The organism is Micromonospora sp. CPCC 205561 (assembly GCF_036906775.1).
Taxonomy (GTDB): Bacteria; Actinomycetota; Actinomycetes; order Mycobacteriales; family Micromonosporaceae; genus Micromonospora.
Window position 1 is genome coordinate 15,089 of the sequence record NZ_JBAKHV010000052.1, and the last position, 23,157, is coordinate 38,245.

The following is a 23,157-nucleotide window of genomic DNA, read 5'->3' on the forward strand; positions in this document are numbered from 1 at the left end:
CAATCGCCGTTCACCGCAAAGGCCGCCGGCGGGTCGTCCGTCGGGTCAGTGGCCGCGGAACCTGTTGATCGCATCCTCGTGCCGGGAGCGCAGCTCCCGGTCGCGTACGCCGAGGCCGTCTGCCGGCGCGAGGCAGCGGACTCCCACCTTGCCCTGGTGCGCGTTGCGGTGCACCTCGTACGCGGCCTGGCCGGTCTGCTCCAGGGCGTACGTCCTCGACACGGTGGGGTGGATCCTGCCCAACGCCACGAGGCGGTTGGCCTCCCACGCCTCCCGGTAGTTGGCGAAGTGGCTGCCCACGATCCGCTTGAGGTGCATCCAGAGGTAGCGGTTGTCGTACTGGTGCTGGTAGCCGCTGGTGGAGGCGCAGGTGACCACGGTGCCGCCGCGCTTGGTCACGTAGACGCTCGCGCCGAAGGTCTCCCGGCCAGGGTGCTCGAAGACGATGTCCGGATCGTCGCCGCCGGTCAGCTCCCGGATGCGCTCGCCGAGGCGGCGCCACTCGTCCGGGTCCTGGGTGTGCTCGTCGCGCCAGAACCGGTAGCCCTCGCCGGTGGCCTCGGAGCGGTCGATGACCAGCTCGGCGCCCATCCGGCGGCACAGCTCGGCCTTGTCGGGGGAGGAGACCACGCAGACCGGGATCGCCCCGCCGTTGAGCGCCATCTGGGTGGCGTAGCCGCCCAGCCCGCCGGAGGCGCCCCAGATCAGCACCACGTCGCCCTGCTTCATGTTCGCCCCGTGGTGCGACACCAGCTGCCGGTACGCCGTCGAGTTGACCAGGCCGGGGCTGGCCGCCTCCTCCCAGCTGAGGTGGCGCGGCTTCGGCATCAGCTGGTTGGCCTTGACCACGGCCAGCTCGGCCAGGCCGCCGAAGTTGGTCTCGAAGCCCCAGATCCGCTGCTGCGGGTCCAGCATGGTGTCGTCGTGCCCGGCCGCGTCCTCCAGCTCCACCGAGAGGCAGTGCGCGACCACCTCGTCGCCGGCCTTCCACCGGGTCACCCCGGGGCCGGTGCGCAGCACCACGCCGGCGGCGTCCGAACCCACCACGTGGTACGGCAGGTCGTGCCGGCGGGTCAGCTCCGACTGCCGGCCGTAGCGCTCGAGGAACCGGAAGGTCGACACCGGCTCGAAGATGCTGGTCCAGACGGTGTTGTAGTTGATGGCGCTGGCCATCACCGCGACCAGGGCCTCGCCCGGGGCGAGTTCCGGCGTCGGGACCTCCTGCACGTGCAACGCCTTGCGTGGGTCCTTGTCCCGGGTGGCCAGGCCCTCGAACATCCGGCTCTCCTCGGCGCGCACCACCACGCCCCGGTACGACTCGGGCACGGGCAGGCCGGCGATCGCCGCAAGCTCCCGCTCCGGTCGGTCGGATCCCTCCGTCGCCATGATCGCTTCGAGGATGTCCTGCACGTCGGCCTCCCGCTCGTCCGCACCCCGCTCACACAGGGCTGGGTGCTGCCATCGTCGGCGTCGGTGCGGGCCGCCCACCATGTCGGCGTCCGACACATCCGGCACCGGCCGCGCTCCTGTTGGGGCGGGACGTTACTGAACAGTAGTTAAAGTCGACAGCCCTCTGTGAAAAAGTGCATTGGTCGATGCGTGAAGGTGCCCGCGCGGCCGCCGGAGCACGCAGCGCCGCTCGTCGGGAGGGTGTGCCGGCCCCCGCCCGGGGGCGGGGGCCGGCGGGGCGGTCAGTGGGTCGCGGCGGGCTCGACCAGCTCGACCAGGACGCCGCCGGCGTCCTTCGGGTGGACGAAGTTGACCCGCGAGCCGGCCGTGCCGCGCTTCGGGGTCTCGTAGAGCAGGCGCACCCCCCGCTCGCGCAGCGCGGCGCAGGCGGCGTCGATGTCCTCCACCGTGTACGCCAGCTGTTGCAGGCCCGGGCCCCGGCGGTCCAGGAACTTCGCGATGGTCGACTCCGGGCTCAGCGGGGCGAGCAGCTGCACGCAGCCGCCCTCGGCGCTCGGGCCGACGGCCAGCATCGCCTCCCGGACGCCCTGTTCGGTGTTGGTCTCTGTGTGCACGCAGCGCATCCCGAAGGTGCGCTGGTAGAAGTCGATCGCGGCGTCCAGGTCGGCGACGGCGACGCCGACATGGTCGATGCGGCGCAGGCCGATGTCTGTGACATAGTCGGCAGCGGTCTCGACGGGGGAGTTCTCAGCCATGGCGTTAGTCTGACCGAACAATCGTTAAGGCGTACAGGTCGCACCCCTCGGAGGCAGGCATGGCTTCGGTGATCGTCAGCGGCGCGCGGACCCCGATGGGGCGCCTGCTCGGCAACCTCAAGGACCTCCCCGCGACCAAGCTCGGCGGTGTCGCCATCAAGGCGGCGCTCGAGCGGGCCGGCGTCGCCCCCGAGCAGGTCCAGTACGTGATCATGGGACAGGTGCTCCAGGCCGGCTCGGGGCAGATCCCGGCCCGTCAGGCGGCGGTGGAGGCGGGCATCCCGATGTCCGTGCCGGCGCTGACCGTCAACAAGGTCTGCCTCTCCGGGCTGGACGCGATCGCCCTGGCCGACCAGCTCATCCGGGCCGGCGAGTTCGACGTCGTCGTCGCCGGCGGCATGGAGTCGATGACCAACGCCCCGCACCTGCTGCTCGGGCAGCGCGGCGGCTACAAGTACGGCGACGTGACGCTCAAGGACCACATGGCGCTGGACGGGCTCACCGACCCGTGGGACAGCTGCGCCATGGGCGAGTCCACCGAGCGGCACGGCGAGCGGCACGGCATCACCCGTGCGGAGCAGGACGCGTACGCCGCGGCCAGCCACCAGCGGGCCGCCGCCGCGCAGAAGAACGGGCACTTCGCCGACGAGATCACGCCGGTGGTCATTCCCCAGCGCAAGGGCGACCCGGTGGTGGTCAGCGAGGACGAGGGGATCCGCCCGGACACCACCGCCGAGTCGCTGGCGAAGCTGCGCCCGGCGTTCGCCAAGGACGGCACCATCACCGCCGGCAGCTCCTCGCCGATCTCCGACGGCGCCGCCGCGGTGGTCGTGATGAGCAAGGCCAAGGCCAAGGAGCTGGGGCTGGCCTGGCTGGCCGAGATCGGCGCGCACGGTAACGTCGCGGGGCCGGACAACTCCCTGCACTCGCAGCCGTCCAACGCCATCCAGCACGCGCTCAAGAAGGGCGGGCTGAGCATCGAGGATCTGGACCTCATCGAGATCAACGAGGCGTTCGCCCAGGTCGGCATCCAGTCCACCCGTGACCTCGGGGTCACTTCGGACAAGGTCAACGTCAACGGCGGGGCGATCGCGCTGGGCCACCCGATCGGCATGTCCGGTGCGCGGCTGGTGCTCACCCTCGCGCTTGAGCTCAAGCGCCGCGGCGGAGGCACCGGCGCGGCGGCGCTCTGCGGCGGTGGCGGCCAGGGCGACGCTCTGATCATCCACGTCCCATCCCCCGGCGAGACCGGTCAGTGAGCCCGGGGCCGAGTGCCCCGCGGTCGCGAACGAAGGCGAATGTGTGAGCGAGATCGTCGACAGCGTCCCGGCGGCGGGAGCACCCTCGGTGCGCCGCAGCCGGGACGTGCCGATGCTGGTCGAGCGGGCCCGCGCTGGTGATCCGCGCGCGGTGGCCCGGCTGATCACCCTGGTCGAGTCGGGCGACGGGACGTTGCCGCGGATCGCGGCGGCGCTCGCGCCGTACGCCGGCCAGGCCCAGGTGGTCGGGCTGACCGGCTCGCCCGGCGTGGGCAAGTCGACCACCACCAACGAGCTGGTCCGGGCGCTGCGCGCCCGGGGGCACCGGGTGGGGGTGCTGGCGATCGACCCGTCCAGCCCGTTCACCGGCGGGGCGATCCTCGGCGACCGGGTCCGGATGCAGGACCATGCCACCGACCCGGGGGTCTACATCCGTTCCATGTCCAGCCGGGGGCACCTCGGCGGCCTCTCGGCGGCCACCCCGCAGGCGGTCCGGGTGCTGGAGGGCGCCGGCTGCGACGTGGTGCTGGTGGAGACCGTGGGCGTCGGGCAGGCCGAGGTGGAGGTCGCCTCCCTGGCCGACACGACGCTGGTGCTGCTCGCCCCGGGCATGGGCGACGCGATCCAGGCGGTCAAGGCCGGCATCCTGGAGATCGCCGACGTCTTCGTGGTCAACAAGGCCGACCGGGACGGCGCCGACGCCACCGTGCGCGACATCCAGGGCATGATCGCCCTGGGCGAGCGCGGGCCGGGCGAGTGGCGCCCGCAGGTGGTACGCGCGGTCGCCGTGCGCGGCGAGGGGATCGACGACGTCGCCGCCGCCATCGACAAGCACCGCGGCTGGCTGGTCAAGCACGACGAGCTGCGCCGTCGCCGCGAGGCGCGGGCCGCCGCCGAGATCGAGGCGATCGCGCTGGGCGTGCTCCGCGCCCGGATCGGCTCGCTGCGCGACGGTACGGAGCTGCCGGCGCTCGCCGCGAAGGTGGCCGAGGGCTCCCTCGACCCGTACGCGGCGGCCGACGAGCTGCTCGCCCAGCTCCGTTCCTGACGAGGGCTCCCGCCAACCGCAGCCGGCCCCGCCGCCGGTGGGCGGGCACGGGTGGATCCGGGCCGGGGTTACCGGCCGGTACGAGGTTCCTTAGCGATCGTTCAGGCTGGCCTCTACACTCGATGTCAGTCGAGGACTCGAGGAGGAGCCCCGCGGATGAACGCCGACGAGATCGCTGCCGGACGGGCACGCTGGCAGGCCCGCTACGACGCCGCGCGTAAGCGGGACGCCGACTTCACCACGCTCTCCGGGATGCCTGTCGACCCGGTCTACGGGCCGCCCGAGGGCGTCGACCACCCGGGTTTCGAGCGCATCGGCTGGCCGGGCGAGTACCCGTACACCCGGGGCCTGCACCCGACCGGCTATCGCGGGCGGACCTGGACGATCCGGCAGTTCGCCGGCTTCGGCAACGCCCAGCAGACCAACGAGCGCTACAAGATGATCCTGGGCGCGGGCGGCGGCGGCCTCTCCGTCGCCTTCGACATGCCGACGCTGATGGGCCGGGACTCGGACGACCCGCAGGCGCTCGGCGAGGTCGGGCACTGCGGGGTCGCCATCGACAGCGCCGCCGACATGGAGACGCTCTTCGACGGCATCGACCTGGCCGGGGTCACCACCTCGATGACCATCTCCGGGCCGGCCGTGCCGGTGTTCTGCATGTACCTGGTGGCCGCCGAGCGGCAGGGTGCCGACGTGTCGGCCCTGGACGGCACCCTGCAGACCGACATCTTCAAGGAGTACATCGCGCAGAAGGAGTGGCTCTTCGACCCGGAGCCGCACCTGCGCCTGATCGGCGACCTGATGGAGTACTGCGCCCGGGAGATCCCGCGCTACAAGCCGCTCTCGGTCTCCGGCTACCACATCCGCGAGGCCGGCTCGACCGCCGCGCAGGAGCTGGCGTACACCCTCGCCGACGGGTTCGGCTACGTCGAGCTGGGCCTCTCCCGAGGGCTGGACGTCAACGTCTTCGCGCCCGGGCTGAGCTTCTTCTTCGACTCGCACGTCGACTTCTTCGAGGAGATCGCCAAGTTCCGGGCCGCCCGCCGGATCTGGGCCCGCTGGCTGCGTGACGTCTACGGCGCGACCAGTGAGAAGGCGCTCTGGCTGCGGTTCCACACGCAGACCGCCGGGGTTTCGCTGACCGCCCAGCAGCCGGTCAACAACGTGGTGCGTACAGCCGTGGAGGCGCTCGCGGCGGTGCTCGGCGGGACCAACTCGCTGCACACCAACGCCCTGGACGAGACCCTGGCCCTGCCCACCGACGAGTCGGCCGAGATCGCCCTGCGTACCCAGCAGGTGCTGATGGAGGAGACCGGGGTGACCAACGTGGCGGACCCGCTCGGCGGCTCCTGGTACGTCGAGGCGCTCACCGACAAGATCGAGGCCGAGGCGGAGGAGATCTTCGCCCGGATCCGGCAGCTCGGCGGGGAGGGGCCGCACCAGATCGGGCCGATGACCTCCGGCATCCTGCGCGGCATCGAGGACGGCTGGTTCACCGGCCACATCGCCGAGTCGGCCTTCGTCTACCAGCAGGCGCTGGAGAAGGGCGACAAGAGGATCGTCGGCGTGAACTGCCACACCGGCACCGTCGCCAAGGACCTGGAGATCCTGCGCATCTCCCACGAGGTGGAGCTGGAGCAGCGCCGGGTGCTGGCCGAGCGGAAGGTCGGCCGGGACGAGGCCGCCGTCAAGGCCGCGATCGAGCGGATGGTCGCCGTCGGCCGGACCGACGGGAACATGATCCCGGCCATGCTGGACGCCGCCCGCGCGGAGGCCACCCTGGGCGAGATCTGCGACGCCCTGCGCGCCGAGTGGGGCATCTACCGCGAACCCGCCCGCTTCTAACCCACCCCCCCGCCCCCCGCCCCCCGCCCTCCTCAGCTCCGCGATCTTGCACTTTCTGCCCCGGCGAATGCCGCGTACCTCGCCCTTCGGGGGGCCGAAAGTGCAAGATCGCCGAGGGCTGAGCGAGGGCTGGGCGAGGGCTGGGCGGGGGCGGGGCGAGGGCGGGAGCAGCCGTGACAGTCGCAACTGTCGCCGTCGCGGTTGATCTGAGTTCGGCTGGTCGCGTGCGAGACTAGGTAACCATGAGCGACCCACGGATCACCTCGTCGATCTTCACCCGCGGCGCGGTCGACCTCAGCGCGCTGCGCACCCCCGCACCGGCCCCCGCCCGCCCCGCCACACCGGCTCAGTCCACCCCGTCCGCCGGCCTGCCCGACGCCGCCGGTGGTGGCGTCGCCGTCATAGACGTGAGCGAGGCGACGTTCCAGTCCGAGGTTCTGGAACGCTCGCTCACCACACCGGTGGTGGTGGATTTCTGGGCCGAGTGGTGCGAGCCGTGCAAGCAGCTCTCCCCGCTGCTGGAGCGGCTGGCCGCGGAGGGTGGCGGTGCCTGGGTGCTCGCCAAGGTCGACGTGGACGCCAACCCGCGGATCGCCCAGATGTTCCGGGTGCAGGGCATCCCGATGGTCTACGCGGTGGTCGGCGGCCAGCCGATCGACGCCTTCTCGGGCGTGGTCCCCGAGGCGCAGCTGCGCCAGTGGATCCAGGCCGTGCTCAAGGCCGGTGGCGTGAGCGTCGCGGAGCCGGAGGACCCGCGCCTCGACGAGGCCGACGACGCCCTGATGAGCGGCGACCTCGACGCGGCCGAGCGGGCGTACCGCAAGATCCTCGCCGAGACCCCGTCAGACGCCGCGGCGGAGGCGGGCCTCGCCCAGGTCGGGCTCGCCCGCCGGGTCGCCGGGGCCGACCCGGGCGCGGCGCTCGCCGCCGCCCAGGCCGACCCCGACGACGTCCGGGCGCAGCTCCTGGCCGCCGACATCGAGGTGCTCAGCGGCCAGGCCGAGGCGGCGTACGCCCGCCTGGTGGGCCTGGTCCGCCGCACCGCCGGCGACGAACGGGAGAAGGTACGCCAGCACCTGGTCAGCCTCTTCACGGTCGCCGGACCGGAGGACCCCGCGGTCGCCTCGGCCCGCCGGGCCCTGGCCAGCGCACTCTTCTGAGTACGTAGCCACCCAGCGCGGGCCGGCGTTCCGGCCGGCCCGCCCGACACCCTGACGAGGACGGGAGCCCACGATGCGCCGGATCGCCGTCCTCGACGCGCCCAGCAACCTCGGCCTGCGCCCGCCGACGTCCACCTCGGTCCCCGGCTGCGTGAAGGCCCCCGGTGCGCTGCGCGACCAGGGGTTGCTCGCCCGGCTGCGGGCCCGCGACGCCGGCTGCCTCACGCCGCCCCGCTACGACCCGGGCGACTGGCGACCCGGCGACGGCGTCTGCCACGCCCGGGAGATCGCCGACTACTCGGTGGCGCTCGCGGAGCGGATCGGCGCGATCATCGACCGGAGTGAGTTCCCGTTGGTGCTCGGCGGCGACTGCTCCATCCTGCTCGGCTCGGCGCTGGCCATGCACCGGCTCGGCGAGGCGGTCGGCGGCCGCATCGGACTGGTCTTCGTGGACGGCCACTCCGACTTCCGGCATCCCGGCAACGCCTCCTACGTGGGCGCGGCGGCCGGCGAGGACCTCGCGTTGGTGACCGGGCGGGGGCAGGCCGACCTGGCCGCCATCGAGGGGCGCCGGCCGTACTTCCGGGACATCGACGTGGTGGTGCTCGGCATCCGGGCCCAGGACGAGTACCGCCTCGACCTCCAGGCCGCCGGGATCACCACCCGTCCGGTGCCGGCGCTGCGCGCCGCGGGCGCCGCGCGCACGGCGCAGTGGGCGCACGAGCAGCTCGCCGACTGCGCCGGCTACTGGGTGCACATCGACGTGGACGTGCTCGACCCGGCCGTGATGCCGGCCGTCGACGCGCCCGACCCGGGCGGCATCGCCTTCGCCGAACTGGAGATCCTGCTCGCCGGGCTGGTGGACACCCCGCACTGCCTCGGCGTCGAACTGACCGTCTTCGACCCCGACTACGACCAGGACGGCGCGTACGCGGCCGAGATCGTCAACACGGTGGTGGCCGGGTTGCGTCCGGTCTCCGCCCCGTCGGCGGCGCCGCCCCGGCTGCTGCCCGGCCCGGCGACGGCCGCCCTCTCGTCCGTCCCGTCGGCCCGCCCCTCGGCCCGGCGGGGCAACGGCCGGCCCGAGGTTCCGGCCCCGCCCGCGCCGGCTCCCGCCCCCGCGCCGGTCCAGCAGGGGCGTGGCGACGGCCGCCCACCGGCCGCACCCGAGGAGCGTGCCGAAGAGGTTCCGTCGGCGCCTCCGGAACCGACCGCTCCGGTCGCCCCGGTGGCCGTCGAGCCGGTCGGCGCGGCCCGACCGACCTCCGTCGACGCCGCCGATCCGGCCGGGCCGGCGCCCACGGGCCCGAACGCGCGGGAGCCAGGCGGCTTCCCCGCGCGGGAGCCAGGCGGCTTCGCCGCGCGGGAGCCCGTCGGGCCGCCGGCCTCCGCGGGGCCGGGCCTGCTGCGCCGGGCGCCGCTGCCGGGCCCGGACGCGGACGAGACGGCGCCGGCCCCGACGGACGGCGACCCTCCGCCGGCCGCCGGCATCGCCTGACCGGCCCGACGGTCGGCCGGGGCACGCGGGGTCGCCCTCGCGGCCCGAGCCGGCGCGTCAGCGGGGAAGGGCGCGGAGAAAGCGTTCCACGGCGGGGACGGCGGTGGCGGTGCTGGCCCCGCCCTTCTCGACGAAGACCGCGAAGGCGACGTCGCCCTGCCAGCCGACGAACCAGGCGTGGGTGTGGGCCGGGTTGTTGTCGTACTCGGCGGTGCCCGTCTTGCCGTGCACCGCACCGCCCGGCACGTCCTTCAGCGCGGTGCCGCTGCCGGCCGTCACCACCTCCCGCATCATCGCCCGGACCGCCTCGACCGACTCCGGCTTGAGCTGCGGCCCCGGGGCGGCGGGCCGGGCGGGAGCCGGATCGAGCAGCAGCTTGGGCTGCTCGAAGCGACCCCGGGCGACCGCCGCGGTGGCCGACGCCATGGCCAGCGGGCTGACCAGCGTGGTGCCCTGGCCGATGGCGGCGGCGGCCTGCTCGGTCGCGCCGCCGTTCGCCGAGACCTTGCCGGTGAAGGCCTCCAGGCCGAGGTCCCACTGCCCCTCCAGCCCGAGCGACCGGCCGGCGACGGCCAGCCCGTCGGGGCCGAGCTTCGGGGCCAGCGCGGCGAACGCGGTGTTGCAGGACTTCGCGAAGTCGGTGCGGAACGGCACGGTGCCCAGCTCGAAGTTGTCGGAATTCTTGAACGTCCGGCCGTCCACGGGCAGGACCTTGGGGCAGTCGACCGTCGCGTCCGCCGTCACCGCGCCCCGGTCGAGCAGGCCGAGCGCGCTGACCATCTTGAAGGTGGAGCCCGGCGGAACCTGGGCGGTGAAGGCCAGGTTCTGCCCGGCCGCGCCGGGACCGTTGGCCGCGGCGAGCACCGCGCCGTCGCTGATCCGCACCGCCACCAGCGCCGCCCGGCGCTTCTCGCCGCGCAGCGCGGTGTCGGCCGCGTTCTGGGTGCTCACGTCGATCGTGGTCCTCAGCGGCTGCCCCGGCTTCGGGTCGCCGCGGAACAGCTCGGTGCCGGTCGGCACCAGCGTGCCGTCGGGACCGGGACGCTCGGTGACCACCGTCAGCCCGGGCGCGCCCCGCAGCCGCTCGTCGTAGCGGCCCTGGAGGCCGCCGTGGCCGACCAGGTCGCCGGCCTCGTACCGGTCGGGGTGCCGCGCGAGGTCGTCGGCCTGGGCCGGGTCGACCGAGCCGAGCACCGCCCGGGCGAACTCCCGGGTGGGTGCCAACTGGAGCTTGTCGCTGCGGAACTGCGTGCCCGGCAGGCCGTGGATGCGCGGCTTGATCTGCCGGTAGGCGTCCTCCCGCAGCGTCACCACCTCGACGAACGCGCCGAAATCGGCGTCGGCGAGCCGCTTGGGCAGGTCGGAGAGGTCCACCGGCGGGGTGATCGCCGGCCGGATCGCCCGGAAGGCGGCGTCCAGCTTCCGGGTCAGGCCCGGAAGATCGGTCACCTCGCTCGGCTGCACCCCGACCCGCACCACGGGTCGGGGTGCCACGATCGGCCGACCGGCGCCGTCGAGCACCGCGGCCCGGGTGGCGGCGTCCCGGCGCAGCGCGAGCCGGTCGCCCCGGCTCAGCTGCTCGTGCACCAGCTGCGGCTCCCAGATCACCCGCCACTCGTCGCCGCCGCGGCTGAGCCGCAGCTGGCGGTCGTACGCCCACCGGACCTGACCCGGCAGCGCCCAGTCGACCCTGACGACCGCGGTCGCGACGTCCTTGGTGATCTTCGCCTCACCCGCGCGGGTCAGCGTGGGCGGCGTGGCCGCCAGCTCGCCGGCGAGCTCCCGGATCTCGCGGGACACGTCGGCGGCGGACACCTTGGCGCCCGTCGGGTCGACGAAGCCGACGGCCTGGAGGTCGCCGGAGCGCCACCCGGAGAGAAACGCGTCGACGCTGCGTTCCGGCCCGTTCTCGGCCGAACAGGCGGAGAGGACGCCCGCCGCGAGCGCGATCGTGGCGAGCACCGCGAGCGGGGAGCGGAGCCGGGCTCGGCGGTGGCGACGGGGAGGGGACAGGTGCATGGGAGCGGCTCTCCGATCTCGGAACTGCCCTGCACGCTAGTACGCGCTCGTCGCCCGCACTGTCCCCTGCCGTCCTCGACGTGCGGAAAGAGGGCACGCGACAGTGTGATGAACAACCCGAGGCGGGGTACTCCTCGACCGGCCAACCCCGTACCCGCAACGGGTGAAGGGACAGAGTCCGGACCCGGACGTCCGCACCGTGGTCCGCCGACGGAGGGGCGGAACGGCAGGGCCTAGGCTGGGCGGCAGAGTGACCCACAACGCGGTGGGTCGAGGGGAGTGGCACCGATGGACCGGCGTCCGGCGATCAAACCGGGACCCGACCTCCGGCAGGGCGACACCGGCCGGGACGACAGCTTCGATTCGGCGACCGACGGGGACGGCCTCGGCCGCCTCGACACAGGGGTGACCGGGATGACCGGTTCGAGCATCGACACCCTCTACGATCTGGGCCTGCCGCCCGGCGCGCTGGCCGACGACGTGGAGGACAACGAGCTCGACGAGCCGGTCCCGAACGCGGAGCGTCTGGTGGCCCAGGCCGTCGCGCTCGCCGGCGACGACCACGACGCGGCGACCCTGGTCGGCCGCTTCTGGCGGTTCGCGCCGGACGAGGAGCTGATCGGCTTCACGGCCGAGGAGATGCTGGCTGCGGCCCGCGCGCACCGCGACCTGGCCCAGCAGCGGGTGCCGGGCGAGCTGAAGCTGCGCATCCACGAGCCGGACGCCGACCAGCACCACACGGTCATCGAGATCGTCACCGACGACATGCCGTTCCTGGTCGACTCGGTGACCGCCCTGCTCAACTCGCACCACCTGGACGTGCACCTGCTGGTCCACCCGCTGGTGGTGGTCCGACGCGAGCCGCTGGGCCGGCTGGTCGAGGTTTCCGCCGACGTCGAGCCCGACGACGCCATCGCCGGCGACCTGGTCGAGAGCTGGATGCACATCGAGGTCGACCCGGTCCGCGACGCCGCCGACCGGGAGCGGCTGCGCCGGGAGCTCCAGCGCGTGCTCACCGATGTGCGGGAGGCGGTGGAGGACTGGCCGAAGATGCGCCAGCGGGCCCTCGCCCTCGCCGACGAGTTGGCCGCCGCGCGGACTTCGGAGAACCGGCCACCGGTGCCGGAGAAGGACATCACGGACTCGGTGGAGCTGCTCCGCTGGCTCGCCCACGACCACTTCACGTTCCTCGGCTACCGGGAGTACCGCCTGGTCGACGCCGCGGCGCCGGCGGCCGAGGACGGGGAGCGACGCAGCGGCCAGGCGCTGGAGGCGGTGCTCGGCACGGGCCTGGGCATCCTGCGCCAGGACTCCCCCGAGGCCCGGCCGCTGTCGTCGATGCCCTCCGAGGCCCACGACAAGGTCACCGAGAAGCGCCTGCTGATCATCACCAAGGCGAACTCGCGGGCCACCGTGCACCGCTCCGCCTACCTCGACTACATCGGCTTCAAGGTCTTCGACGAGGCCGGCGAGGTGGTCGGCGAGCGGCGCTTCCTGGGGCTGTTCTCCACCGCCGCGTACCGGACCAGCGTGCAGGAGCTGCCGGTGGTGCGTCGCAAGGTGGCCGAGGTGCTGGACCGTTCCGGCCTCAGCCAGCGCAGCCACTCCGGCAAGGACCTGTTGCAGATCCTGGAGACCTATCCGCGCGACGAGCTGTTCCAGATCAAGACCGAGGACCTCTACCACGCCGTCATCGGCGTGCTGCGGATGGCCGGGCGCCGGCAGCTGCGGGTCTTCCTGCGCCGGGACGCGTACGGGCGGTTCATCTCCTGCCTGATCTACCTGCCCCGGGACCGGTTCACCACGCAGAACCGGCTGCGGATGCAGGACATCCTGCTGCGCGAGCTGAACGGCGTCGGGGTCGACTACACCACCCGGGTCACCGAGTCGATGCTCGCCCGGGTGCACTTCATCGTCCGGACCGACCCGAACCAGCCCCCGGGGAGCATCGACGCCGACCTGCTCGCCGAGGAACTGGCCGACGCCACCCGGCTCTGGGACGACGACTACCGGCTGGTGCTGGAGCGCAAGCTCGGCGACGAGCAGGCCAAGCACCTGTTCACCCGGTACGCCGACGCCTTCCCGGAGGGCTACAAGGACGGCCACACCCCGTACGAGGCGATGAAGGACCTGGCGAAGCTGGAGCTGCTGGAGGAGCCCGGCCAGCTGGAGATGCACATGTTCCGCAAGCAGCTCGCGCCGCGGGCCGGCGGGCGGGGGCCGGACGTCGACGAGGCGATGGACGTCCGCTTCAAGGTCTACCGCTACGGCGAGCCGATGATGCTCTCCGCCGTGCTGCCGGTGCTGCACTCGCTCGGCGTGCGGGTGGTCGACGAGCACCCGTACGAGGTGGACCGGATCGACGGTCGGGTCTACCTCTACGACTTCGGCCTGTGCCTGCCCGAGGGGCACCAGGAGCTGGCCGAGGTGCGCCCGCACGTGGAGAACGCCTTCGCGGCGGCGTGGCGGGGCGAGGCCGAGGTGGACGGCTTCAACGAGCTGGTGCTGCGCGCGGGCCTCACCTGGCGGCAGGTCGTGGTGCTGCGCGCGTACGCGAAGTACCTGCGTCAGGCCGGCACGGTCTTCTCGCAGGAGTACATGGAGTCGACCTTCATCGCGTACCCGAGGATCGCCGCCCTGCTGGTGGAGCTCTTCGAGATCCGCTTCGCGCCGGACGCGACGGACCACGAGGAGCGGCAGCGGCGCAGCGACAAGCTGGTCGGGGAAATCCGCGGCGCGCTCGACGACGTCGCCAGCCTCGACCAGGACCGGATCCTGCGCGCCTACCTGACGATGATCCAGGCCACCCTGCGGACCAGCTTCTACCAGAAGCGCGCCGACGGGCGGCCGAAGTCGTACGTGGCGCTCAAGCTGGACCCGCAGGCCATCCCGGACCTGCCGGCGCCGAGGCCGAAGTTCGAGATCTTCGTGTACTCGCCGCGCTTCGAGGGCGTGCACCTGCGGTTCGGGCCGGTGGCCCGGGGCGGGCTGCGCTGGTCCGACCGCCGCGAGGACTTCCGCACCGAGGTGCTCGGCCTGGTCAAGGCGCAGATGGTGAAGAACGCCGTGATCGTGCCGGTCGGCGCCAAGGGCGGCTTCGTGCTCAAGCAGAAGCCGGGGGACCGGGACGAGGCGGTCGTCTGCTACAAGGAGTTCATCTCCGCACTGCTGGACGTCACCGACAACATCGTCGGCGGCGAGATCGTGCCGCCGGAGGACGTCGTGCGGCACGACGGCGACGACCCGTACATGGTGGTCGCGGCCGACAAGGGCACGGCCACGTTCTCCGACATCGCCAACGAGATCTCCACGGCGCACAACTTCTGGCTCGGCGACGCGTTCGCCTCCGGCGGCTCCGCCGGCTACGACCACAAGAAGATGGGCATCACCGCCCGGGGCGCCTGGGAGTCGGTGAAGCGGCACTTCCGCGAGCTGGGCCACGACACCCAGGCCGAGGACTTCACCGTGGTCGGCGTCGGCGACATGTCCGGCGACGTGTTCGGCAACGGGATGCTGCTGTCGGAGCACATCCGGCTGGTGGCGGCGTTCGACCACCGGCACATCTTCCTCGACCCGGACCCGGACGCCGCCGCCTCGTACGCCGAGCGGAGGCGGCTGTTCGACCTGCCCCGTTCGTCGTGGGAGGACTACGACCGGGAGCTGATCTCGGCCGGCGGCGGGGTGTACCCGCGGGCCGCCAAGTCGGTGCCGATCTCGCCGCAGGTCCGCGAGGTGCTGGGCCTGGCCGACGACGTCACGCAGATGTCGCCGCAGGAGCTGATGAAGACGATCCTGACCGCGCCGGTCGACCTGTTCTGGAACGGCGGCATCGGCACGTACGTGAAGGCCTCCAGCCAGACCAACGCGGAGGTCGGCGACAAGTCCAACGACGCGATCCGGGTGGACGGCAGGAACCTGCGGTGCCGGGTGGCCGGCGAGGGCGGCAACCTGGGCTGGACCCAGCTCGGCCGGATCGAGTACGCCCAGACCGGCGGCCGGATCTACACGGACTTCATCGACAACGCGGCCGGGGTGGACTGCTCCGACCACGAGGTGAACATCAAGATCCTGCTGAACACGGCGGTCGCCGACGACGCGCTGACCGTCCCGGAGCGGGACGAGCTGCTCGCCGCGATGACCGACGAGGTCGCCGAGCTGGTGCTGCGGGACAACTACGACCAGGCCCGGGCGATCAACAACGCGCAGGCGCAGGCCGCCTCGCTGCTGCCGGTGCACCGCCGGATGCTCAGCGAGCTGGAGCGGTCCGGCGCGCTGGACCGGGCCCTGGAGGCGCTGCCGTCGGACGAGGAGCTGGCGGTGCGGACCGAGTCCGGGCTGACCGCGCCGGAGTTCGCCGTGCTGCTCGCGTACGTCAAGATCGTCCTTGAGCGGGAGATCCTGGCGGAAGGGCTCGCGGACGAGGAGTGGACGAAGGAGGTCCTGGTCAACTACTTCCCGACGCCGATGCGCCAGCGCTTCGCCGACCGGATGGGCCAGCACCGGCTGCGCCGGGACATCGTGACGACGGTCCTGGTCAACGAGGCGATCAACCGGGGCGGCATCTCCTTCGTCTTCCGGGTGGTCGAGGAGACGGCCGCCTCGGCGGCGGACGTGATCCGGGCCTACGTGGTGGTCCGCGAGGTGTTCGGGCTGCGGGCGCTGTGGGACGCGGTGGAGGCCCTGGACAACAGGGTCGCCCCCGACCTGCAGACCAGCGTCTACCTCGACACCCGGCGGCTGCTCGACCGGGCGGTGCGGTGGCTGGTCACCAACCGCCGGTCGCCGATCGACGTGCCGGCGGAGATCGCCCGGCTGCGCGACGGGGTGGCCCGGCTCCTGCCCGACCTGGAGGAGCGCTTCCACGGCGGCGAGCGGGAGTCGCTGGCGGCGCACATCGAATCGCTGGCCGGGCGGGGGCTGCCCCGCGACCTGGCCGAGCAGGCGACCCGGCTGATGTACAGCTTCGGCCTGCTCGACGTGGTGGAGACGTCGGCGAGCAGCGGGCGGGACGTCGGCGAGGTGGCCTCGGTCTACTTCGTGCTCTCCGACCGGTTCCGGGTGGACTCGCTGCTGTCGAAGATCTCCCTGCTGCCGCGCGAGGACCGCTGGCAGACGCTGGCCCGGATGGCGCTGCGCTACGACCTCTACGCCGCGCTGGCCGCGCTGACCGCGGAGGTCCTCGACTCCACCGCGGGCACCCTCTCGCCTCAGGAGCGGGTGCTGCAGTGGGAGCAGTCGAACGCCACCTCGATCCACCGCGCCGAGCGGGCGATGGGGGAGTTCGACGAGTCCCGGGCGGACCTCGCCGCCCTGTCGGTGCTGCTGCGCCAGATCCGCACCCTGGTGCGGACCTCCGCCGCGGCCTGAGCCGCACGGCGCCGCGGTCCGGCCGGTCGGGTCGCCCCGACCGACCGGACCGCGCTCCGTCGTGTGGCCGCCGGTCAGGCCGGCATGGAGGCGAACACCACGACGTTGTCCGGGTAGCTGCCGGCGGCCTCGTCGAAGATCCCGCCGCAGGTCACCACCCGCAGGCCGGGCCGGTCGCCGGGGCCGTAGACCTGCTCGGTCGGGAACTCGTCCTTCGGGTACGCCTTGACCGACTCGACGGTGAAGGTGGCCTGCTGCCCGTCCTGCCTGCTGACGGTGATGGTGTCACCCGGTTGCAGGGCACCGAGGGAGAAGAAGACCGCCGGGCCGATCTGCGCCGAGTCCACGTGCCCGACGATGACCGCGTTGCCGACCTCGCCCGGGCTCGGCCCCGGCTCGTACCAGCCGGCCAGCTGCGCCTGCTCAAGTGGGGGCACCTGGACGGTGCCGTCCGGGTTCGTGCCGAGCGACATGATCTGGGCGTCGACCCCGATCCGGGGGATGGTGATGGTGGTGGGGGCGGAGCGGGCCAGGCCCGTCCCGGTGGCGACGTCCGGATCCGCCGGCAGGTCGGCGACCGCCGGTCCGGTGGTGGCGGGGGCGGCGGCCAGCGGCTGTGGGGGGCGGGGAGCGGACGGGGTCCTGAGCGAGGCGCCGACCAGGCCGGCGCCGACCATGGCTACCACGACGACGACGGCCGCGCCGGCGGCGCGCCACGGGCTCCCGTGACGGCCGCCGGCCGGTGTCGCCGTCGGGTCAGACGAAGGACTCATCGGTCCGGCGCCGACGCATCAGCACGAGGCCGCCCAGGGCGGCCGCGCCGATCAGGCTCGCGCCGCCGGCGGCCAGGCCCCGGTCGGTGCCGACGGCGCCGCCGTCACCGCCGTCGACCCCACCGCGCGGGAGGACCACCAGTTCGCCCTCGCCGCACGAGCCCTTGAGCTCGTAGCGGCCCGGCTTGGCGTCCTCGGAGACCTCGGCCTCGCCGTAGTAGACGAAGTCACGCTTGTGCTCCCAGTGGTCCTTGCCGTTGCCCTCGGACTCCTCGTCCGAGCCGTACCCGCTGTGGCCCTCGCGGTCGTACTCGTCCGAGCCGTACCCGCTGTGGTCCTCGCGGTCGTACTCGTCCGAGCCGTACCTGTCGTGGTCCTTGTCACCACGTCCCTCGTGGTCGCCCTCGGCGTCCTGGCCGTGCTCGTAGCCCTTCCAGTGGTGCCCGCCCTCGTCGTCGGCGACGTCGGCGCCACCACCCTGGCCACCGTTGGCGGGCGGCTGCGGCTGGCCGGTGGAGGTGGCCGTGGGCTGCGGCTTGGGGGTCTCGTCCTTGCCGTTGCCGTCCTTGCCGTTGCCGTCCTTGTCGTGGTCGCGGCCCTTGTCCTCGTGGTCCTTGCCCTTGTCGTGGTCGCGGCCCTCGTCCCCGTGGTCCTTGCCCTTGTCGCCGCGGGAGTCCTCCTCCCCGCCACGCCAGTCGCCCCGGCCCTCGGCCGGCTTGAGCTTGACCTTGCCGGTGACCTTCGACCACACGTACGCGTGCTCCTGCCGTTCCGGGCAGACCTCGATCAACTTGACCGTGTCGCCCGCCTTGACGACGTGCGGCTTGGCGTAGACCTTGCCCTCGTCGTCCTGGTGGCCGTCCGCGAACGCGATCCCCGGCGTGAACACGAGCAGGGACGCGCCACCGAGGGCGGCGCCCGCAACGACCTTCCCGAGCATCTTGTTTGCCATGACCTGCGTCACTCCATCCCTGTTGTCCTGGCTCGGTGACAACCGAGCTACCCACGACGTTAGACCGATTCACGAGCTATGAAGGGAAAGATTCGCGTTTTGGGGCTTGTGTTGAGTAAGCGCGTTAGGGGCGCTAAGCGGTGTTCCCGACTCCCTCGGCCGCTCGGGCGGTTCCCACCGCGTTGGCGTCCCCCGGCCCGCTCGCGCCGCTCGTGCCGGCCGGGGCTCCGTCGTCCCGGCCCCGGCGCCCCCCGGCGCGTCGCCGGTTTCATCGAGGCATTGCCATGGAAGCGCTCCCATGCAAGAATCTCTGCACGCGGTTCGGGGAGCCACACCGCGCAGGCAGGAGTCGAGGGCACCGGTCTTCCGGACGACATCCCGCCTCCCGACCGGCCATCGCCGCCGGTCGGACCACCACCACCAGCCCGTCCGGGTCGGGCACCCCCCGAGGAACCCGTGGCGCCGACGGTCGTCCGCGCAGGACGCCCATCGGGCCCTATTCGCCGGGCCGTTCGCGGATCCGGTCTCGCCCAAGGAGATCAGTGGCATGAATGTGTGGAGAAGGCTGTCCGGCCCCCGCCGGGCCCTCGCGCTCGGTGGCGCGGGCGCTCTGGTCGCGGGCGGACTGGTGACCCTGCCGGTCACCGTGGCGCACGCCGCCACCCAGTGCGACGTGACGTACACGACGAGCGAGTGGCAGGGCGGGTTCACCGCCAGCGTCAACATCAAGAACATCGGCGACGCCCTCAACGGCTGGACGCTGGGCTTCACCTTCCCGGACGGGAACCAGCGGGTGCAGCAGGGCTGGTCGGCGCGGTGGACGCAGACCGGCCGGAACGTCACCGCGCAGAACGAGTCCTACAACGGCGCGGTGGCCAGCGGTGCCACGGTGAGCATCGGGTTCAACGGTGCCTGGAGCGGCAGCAACCCGAAGCCGACCTCGTTCACGCTCAACGGCGTGACCTGCAACGGCGGCAACCCCAACCCGACCACGCCGCCGCCCTCCACCCCGCCGCCGTCGACGCCGCCCCCCACGACGCCGCCGCCGACCACCCCGCCGCCCACCGACCCCCCGGGCCAGCGGGTGGACAACCCGTACCTGAACGCCAAGGGGTACGTGAACCCGGAGTGGAAGGCCAAGGCCGAGTCCGTCCCCGGCGGCAACCGGGTGTCTAACAACCCGACCGCCGTCTGGATCGACCGGATCGCCGCCATCAACGGCACCCCGGACAGCAGCTCCAACGGCGCGATGGGCGTGCGGGACCACCTGAACAAGGCGCTCGAGCAGGGGGCGAACTACATCCAGTTCGTCATCTACAACCTGCCCGGCCGGGACTGTGCGGCGCTCGCCTCGAACGGTGAGCTGCGCGCGGACGAGCTGCCCCGCTACAAGTCCGAGTACATCGACCCGATCGCCGCGATCCAGGGCGACCCGAAGTACGCCAGCCTGCGGATCGTCAACATCATCGAGATCGACTCGCTGCCGAACCTGGTGACCAACACCTCCGGCAACCCGGGCGGCACCGCGATGTGCGACACGGTGAAGGCCAACGGCGCCTACGTCAACGGCGTCGGGTACGCCCTGTCGAAGCTGGGCGCGATCGGCAACGTCTACAACTACATCGACGCCGCCCACCACGGCTGGATCGGTTGGGACAGCAACTTCGGCCCGACCGCGCAGATCCTGAAGGACGCCTCCGTCGCCTCCGGCAGCACGGTGAACAACGTCCACGGCTTCATCGTCAACACCGCCAACTACTCGGCGCTGCGCGAGCCCTACATCAAGATCACCGACTCGGTGAACGGGACCAGCGTGCGGCAGTCCAAGTGGATCGACTGGAACTTCTACGTGGACGAGCTCTCGTTCGCCCAGGCGTTCCGCAACGAACTCGTCGCCAAGGGCTTCGACTCGAAGATCGGCATGCTCATCGACACCTCCCGCAACGGCTGGGGCGGCTCGGCCCGGCCCACCGGCCCGGGCGCGACGACGAACGTGGACACGTACGTCAACGGCGGCCGGGTGGACCGGCGCATCCACGCCGGCAACTGGTGCAACCAGGCCGGGGCCGGCCTGGGCGAGCGGCCGAAGGCCGCGCCGGAGCCGGGCATCGACGCCTACGTCTGGGTGAAGCCCCCGGGCGAGTCGGACGGCTCCAGCAAGGAGATCCCGAACAACGAGGGCAAGGGCTTCGACCGGATGTGCGACCCGACCTACACCGGTAACGCCCGCAACGGCAACAGCATGAGCGGTGCCCTGCCGGACGCCCCGATCTCGGGTGCCTGGTTCCCGGCGCAGTTCACGCAGCTCATGCAGAACGCGTACCCCGCGCTCTGACACCGGCGCCCACCCGCCGCTGGCAGTAGGTGAGGCGCTCCAGCGGCAGGTTCCCCGGGCCCCCGGTCCGACCGTCCGACGGTCGGGCCGGGGGCCCCCTCGCGTACGCCGGTCAGGGCACCGTCCTCTCGATGGCCGCGCGACCCAGCTCGGTCAGGTCCCGGCGGGCCCGCTCGACGTTCTCCGCGGTGAGGTCCTGGCCGCGGGCGGCCACCAGGTCCTCCGGTTCCCAGGGCTGCTCGGCGCCGGTGCGGATGTTGTCCGGCGCGGCACCCGTGCCGGTGCCCGTCGCGCCGGTGCCGGCGGCGTACGGGTCGCCGATCAGCTCGTCGCCGCCCGTGCCGTCGGCCGGCCGCTGCCCGGGCTCGGTGAACGACGGGGTGTCGCGGTCGGCGCCGCCGCCGGTCCTCAGCTGCGGGACGCCGGTGTCGTCGTCGGCCGCCGTGGCCATCTCCGGGCTCTCCTCCAGCGGTCGGTCGCGGTCAGGATCCGTCATGTCGCTGCCCTCCTGGCACGGGATGGTCGCCTGGTCCGGTCGCGTACCCGCCGTGGCGGTGCCCATGCCCGCCCGGTTCAGCCCTTCTCGTCCCCGGTCTCCGGCGGCTCGACCGGGTTACGCCACTGCCAGAGCAGCATCAGCACGCCGAAGACGAGCATGCCGAGGCCCGCCCAGAGGTTGATCCGGACCCCCTGCGCCTTCTCCACGGCGGAGGCGCCGTCGAAGATCCCGATCAGGGTGACGATCGCCCCGTACGCGGTGAACAGGCCACCGATCACCCGGCGGATGTCGAAGAGCCGGGCGGCGGCCGAACGACGGCGGGCCTCCTCGGTGGCCTCGACGGACTGGTCGTGCCCGTGCGGGTTGAGGTTGTCCATGCTCATGGCCGAGCACCCTTCCTAGAAGAACGGCACGTAGAGGAGGAGGGAGAGCGTCACCGCGACCAGCCCCAGCAGCACGGGGGAGCGCCACCAGACCGCGTCCCCGGCCAGCAGGTCGCCCTTCACGTCGACGGCGCCCATGCCGTAGACCAGCCCGCGCAGGTCCTCGTCCCGCTTCTTGGCGGTGAACGGGGTGACCACGGCGGCGACGACCGCCGCCGTGACGAACGCGATGCCGGCGCCCCAGAAGCTCTCCTCCAGGTCGGAGTTGAAGTGCACCACGCCGGCCTTGTAGAGCAGGTAGGTGGCGAGCGCCGCCAGCGTGCCCATGAGCAGGGAGAGGAAGCCGGCCGCCGCGCTCATCCGGCGCCAGAACATGCCGATGATGAAGGTCGCGAAGAGCGGCGCGTTGAACAGCGAGAAGAGCGCCTGGATGTAGTTCATGATGTTGCTGAAGCCGGCGGCGATGAAGGCGGTGCCGATGCCGACCAGCACGCCGCCGACGGTGGCCCACCGGCCGATGCGGATGTAGTACTCGTCGGGGCGGTCGCGGCGGACGTACTGCTGCCAGATGTCGTAGGTGAAGACGGTGTTGAAGCCGCTGACGTTGGCCGCCATGCCGGCCATGAACGACGCCACGAGGCCCGTCACCGCGATCCCGAGCACGCCGTTGGGGAGCAGGTCACGCATCAGCAGCGGGATGGCGTTGTTGTACACCAGGTCGCCGCTCTCCGCCCCGAGCCCCTGCACCGTGACCAGGGCCACCAGGCCGGGGATCACCGTGACCACCGGGATGAGCAGCTTCGGGTACGCGGCGATGATCGGGGTCCGCCGGGCGGCGCTCATGTTCTTGGCCGACAGCGCGCGCTGCACCTCGGCGAAGTTGGTCGTCCAGTAGCCGAAGGAGAGCACGAAGCCCAGGCCGAAGACGATGCCGATCCAGTGCGCGCCCAGCGGGTTGTCGGTGGTGCCGGTGTCCTGCCAGGTGTGCAGTCCCGCCTCGCCGAGCCTGGACTCGCGAACCGCGTCCATCAGGCCGTCGACGCCGCCCACCTTGACCAGGCCCAGGATCGTGATCGGCAGCAGGCCTGCGATGATCACGAAGAACTGGAGCACCTCGTTGTAGATCGCCCCGGAGAGCCCGCCCACGGTGATGTACGCGAGCACGATCAGCGCGCCGATGACGATCGCCACCCAGAGCGGCCAGCCGAGCAGGGCCTGCATGATCAGCGCCAGCGCGTAGAGGTTCACCCCGGCGATGAGCACCTGGGCGACCGCGAAGCTGAGCGCGTTCAGCAGGTGGGTGGGGCGGTTGAAGCGCAGCCGCAGGTACTCGGGGACGCTGCGGACCTTCGAGCCGTAGTAGAACGGCATCATCACGATGCCGAGGAAGACCATCGCCGGCACGGCGCCGATCCAGTAGTAGTGCAGGGTCATCGCCCCGTACTGGGCGCCGTTCGCGGCCATGCCGATGATCTCCAACGCCCCGAGGTTGGCGGAGACGAAGGCGAGCCCGGTCACCCAGGCGGGCAGCGAACGGCCGGAGAGGAAGAAGTCGACGCTGGTCCGGATGGCGCGCCGGGCCGCGAAGCCGACGCCGAGCACCGTGACGAAGTAGAGCGCCAGGATGCCGTAGTCCAGGACGTTCATGTTCAGCCGCAGACCATCGCCGTCCATCCCGGTAACCCTCCGTCGACCGCCTGTGCCGGATGAGTGCGCGGGCGCCCAATTACCCCGGACGCGCCGTTTCACGCCTGCGACGGCGAAAACGTCCCCGAGAGAGCATTCGCCACCCCTGCCGGTTGGGGGGCCCGCTCCGGTCGCGGTGTCGGGAGGGTGCACCTCGCGGGCCGCCGG

The 23,157-nt window shown here is 72.4% G+C and carries 14 protein-coding genes and 1 pseudogene; 7 read left to right on the forward strand and 8 right to left on the reverse strand.

Going from position 1 to position 23,157, the window contains the following annotated elements:
* Positions 1 to 45: 45 nt before the first annotated feature.
* Entirely contained in the window at positions 46 to 1,410 is a 1,365-nt protein-coding gene (gene ccrA / locus V6V16_RS22730; protein WP_334565124.1) for a crotonyl-CoA carboxylase/reductase, read from the reverse strand.
* 281 nt (positions 1,411 to 1,691) lie between these two features.
* A complete protein-coding gene (gene mce, locus V6V16_RS22735; protein WP_334565098.1) occupies positions 1,692 to 2,165 on the reverse strand; it encodes a methylmalonyl-CoA epimerase in 474 nt (157 codons plus the stop codon).
* Between the two features lie 59 nt (positions 2,166 to 2,224).
* On the opposite strand from mce, the gene V6V16_RS22740 reads away from it, so the two are divergent.
* From V6V16_RS22740 to V6V16_RS22760, 5 genes and pseudogenes are all read left to right on the forward strand, one after another.
* On the forward strand, positions 2,225 to 3,424 hold the full coding sequence (locus tag V6V16_RS22740) for an acetyl-CoA C-acetyltransferase (protein ID WP_334565100.1): 1,200 nt from the start codon (positions 2,225 to 2,227) through the stop codon (positions 3,422 to 3,424).
* Positions 3,425 to 3,536: 112 nt separating this feature from the next.
* Positions 3,537 to 4,472 carry a methylmalonyl Co-A mutase-associated GTPase MeaB gene (gene meaB / locus V6V16_RS22745; protein WP_442934136.1) on the forward strand — a complete coding sequence of 312 codons (936 nt, stop codon included), beginning with the start codon at positions 3,537 to 3,539 and terminating at the stop codon, positions 4,470 to 4,472.
* 156 nt (positions 4,473 to 4,628) lie between these two features.
* The gene (locus V6V16_RS22750; RefSeq protein ID WP_334565103.1) at positions 4,629 to 6,317 is read left to right on the forward strand and encodes an acyl-CoA mutase large subunit family protein; all 1,689 of its coding nucleotides are present in this window, start codon (positions 4,629 to 4,631) and stop codon (positions 6,315 to 6,317) included.
* A 242-nt stretch (positions 6,318 to 6,559) separates the two neighbouring features.
* A complete protein-coding gene (locus V6V16_RS22755; RefSeq protein ID WP_334565104.1) occupies positions 6,560 to 7,477 on the forward strand; it encodes a tetratricopeptide repeat protein in 918 nt (305 codons plus the stop codon).
* 73 nt (positions 7,478 to 7,550) lie between these two features.
* Positions 7,551 to 8,738, forward strand: a pseudogene (locus V6V16_RS22760) (arginase family protein); the annotation flags it as partial.
* A gap of 294 nt (positions 8,739 to 9,032) precedes the next feature.
* Here V6V16_RS22760 and V6V16_RS22765 read toward each other — a convergent pair.
* Positions 9,033 to 10,994 carry a penicillin-binding transpeptidase domain-containing protein gene (locus V6V16_RS22765; RefSeq protein WP_334565105.1) on the reverse strand — a complete coding sequence of 654 codons (1,962 nt, stop codon included), beginning with the start codon at positions 10,992 to 10,994 and terminating at the stop codon, positions 9,033 to 9,035.
* A 288-nt stretch (positions 10,995 to 11,282) separates the two neighbouring features.
* On the opposite strand from V6V16_RS22765, the gene V6V16_RS22770 reads away from it, so the two are divergent.
* Positions 11,283 to 16,361 carry an NAD-glutamate dehydrogenase gene (locus tag V6V16_RS22770; RefSeq protein WP_334565107.1) on the forward strand — a complete coding sequence of 1,693 codons (5,079 nt, stop codon included), beginning with the start codon at positions 11,283 to 11,285 and terminating at the stop codon, positions 16,359 to 16,361.
* 74 nt (positions 16,362 to 16,435) lie between these two features.
* Here V6V16_RS22770 and V6V16_RS22775 read toward each other — a convergent pair whose 3' ends face one another.
* Entirely contained in the window at positions 16,436 to 17,134 is a 699-nt protein-coding gene (locus V6V16_RS22775; protein WP_334565108.1) for a class F sortase, read from the reverse strand.
* On the reverse strand, positions 17,118 to 18,086 hold the full coding sequence (locus V6V16_RS22780) for a hypothetical protein (protein WP_334565109.1): 969 nt from the start codon (positions 18,084 to 18,086) through the stop codon (positions 17,118 to 17,120). The genes V6V16_RS22775 and V6V16_RS22780 overlap by 17 nt, the downstream gene beginning before the upstream one ends.
* A 547-nt stretch (positions 18,087 to 18,633) precedes the next feature.
* Between V6V16_RS22780 and V6V16_RS22785 the strand changes: the two genes are divergently transcribed.
* Positions 18,634 to 20,421, forward strand: a complete 1,788-nt coding sequence (locus V6V16_RS22785) for a glycoside hydrolase family 6 protein (protein WP_334565111.1) — start codon at positions 18,634 to 18,636, stop codon at positions 20,419 to 20,421.
* A 112-nt stretch (positions 20,422 to 20,533) separates the two neighbouring features.
* On the opposite strand, the gene V6V16_RS22790 is transcribed toward V6V16_RS22785, so the two are convergent.
* The 3 genes from V6V16_RS22790 to V6V16_RS22800 all read right to left on the reverse strand — a co-directional run bounded on the left by V6V16_RS22790 (position 20,534) and on the right by V6V16_RS22800 (position 22,977).
* Entirely contained in the window at positions 20,534 to 20,917 is a 384-nt protein-coding gene (locus tag V6V16_RS22790; RefSeq protein ID WP_334565113.1) for a hypothetical protein, read from the reverse strand.
* Positions 20,918 to 20,994: 77 nt separating this feature from the next.
* The gene (locus V6V16_RS22795; protein WP_334565115.1) at positions 20,995 to 21,303 is read right to left on the reverse strand and encodes a hypothetical protein; all 309 of its coding nucleotides are present in this window, start codon (positions 21,301 to 21,303) and stop codon (positions 20,995 to 20,997) included.
* 15 nt (positions 21,304 to 21,318) lie between these two features.
* Positions 21,319 to 22,977 carry a sodium:solute symporter family protein gene (locus V6V16_RS22800; RefSeq protein WP_334565117.1) on the reverse strand — a complete coding sequence of 553 codons (1,659 nt, stop codon included), beginning with the start codon at positions 22,975 to 22,977 and terminating at the stop codon, positions 21,319 to 21,321.
* Between the last annotated feature and the right edge of the window lie 180 nt (positions 22,978 to 23,157).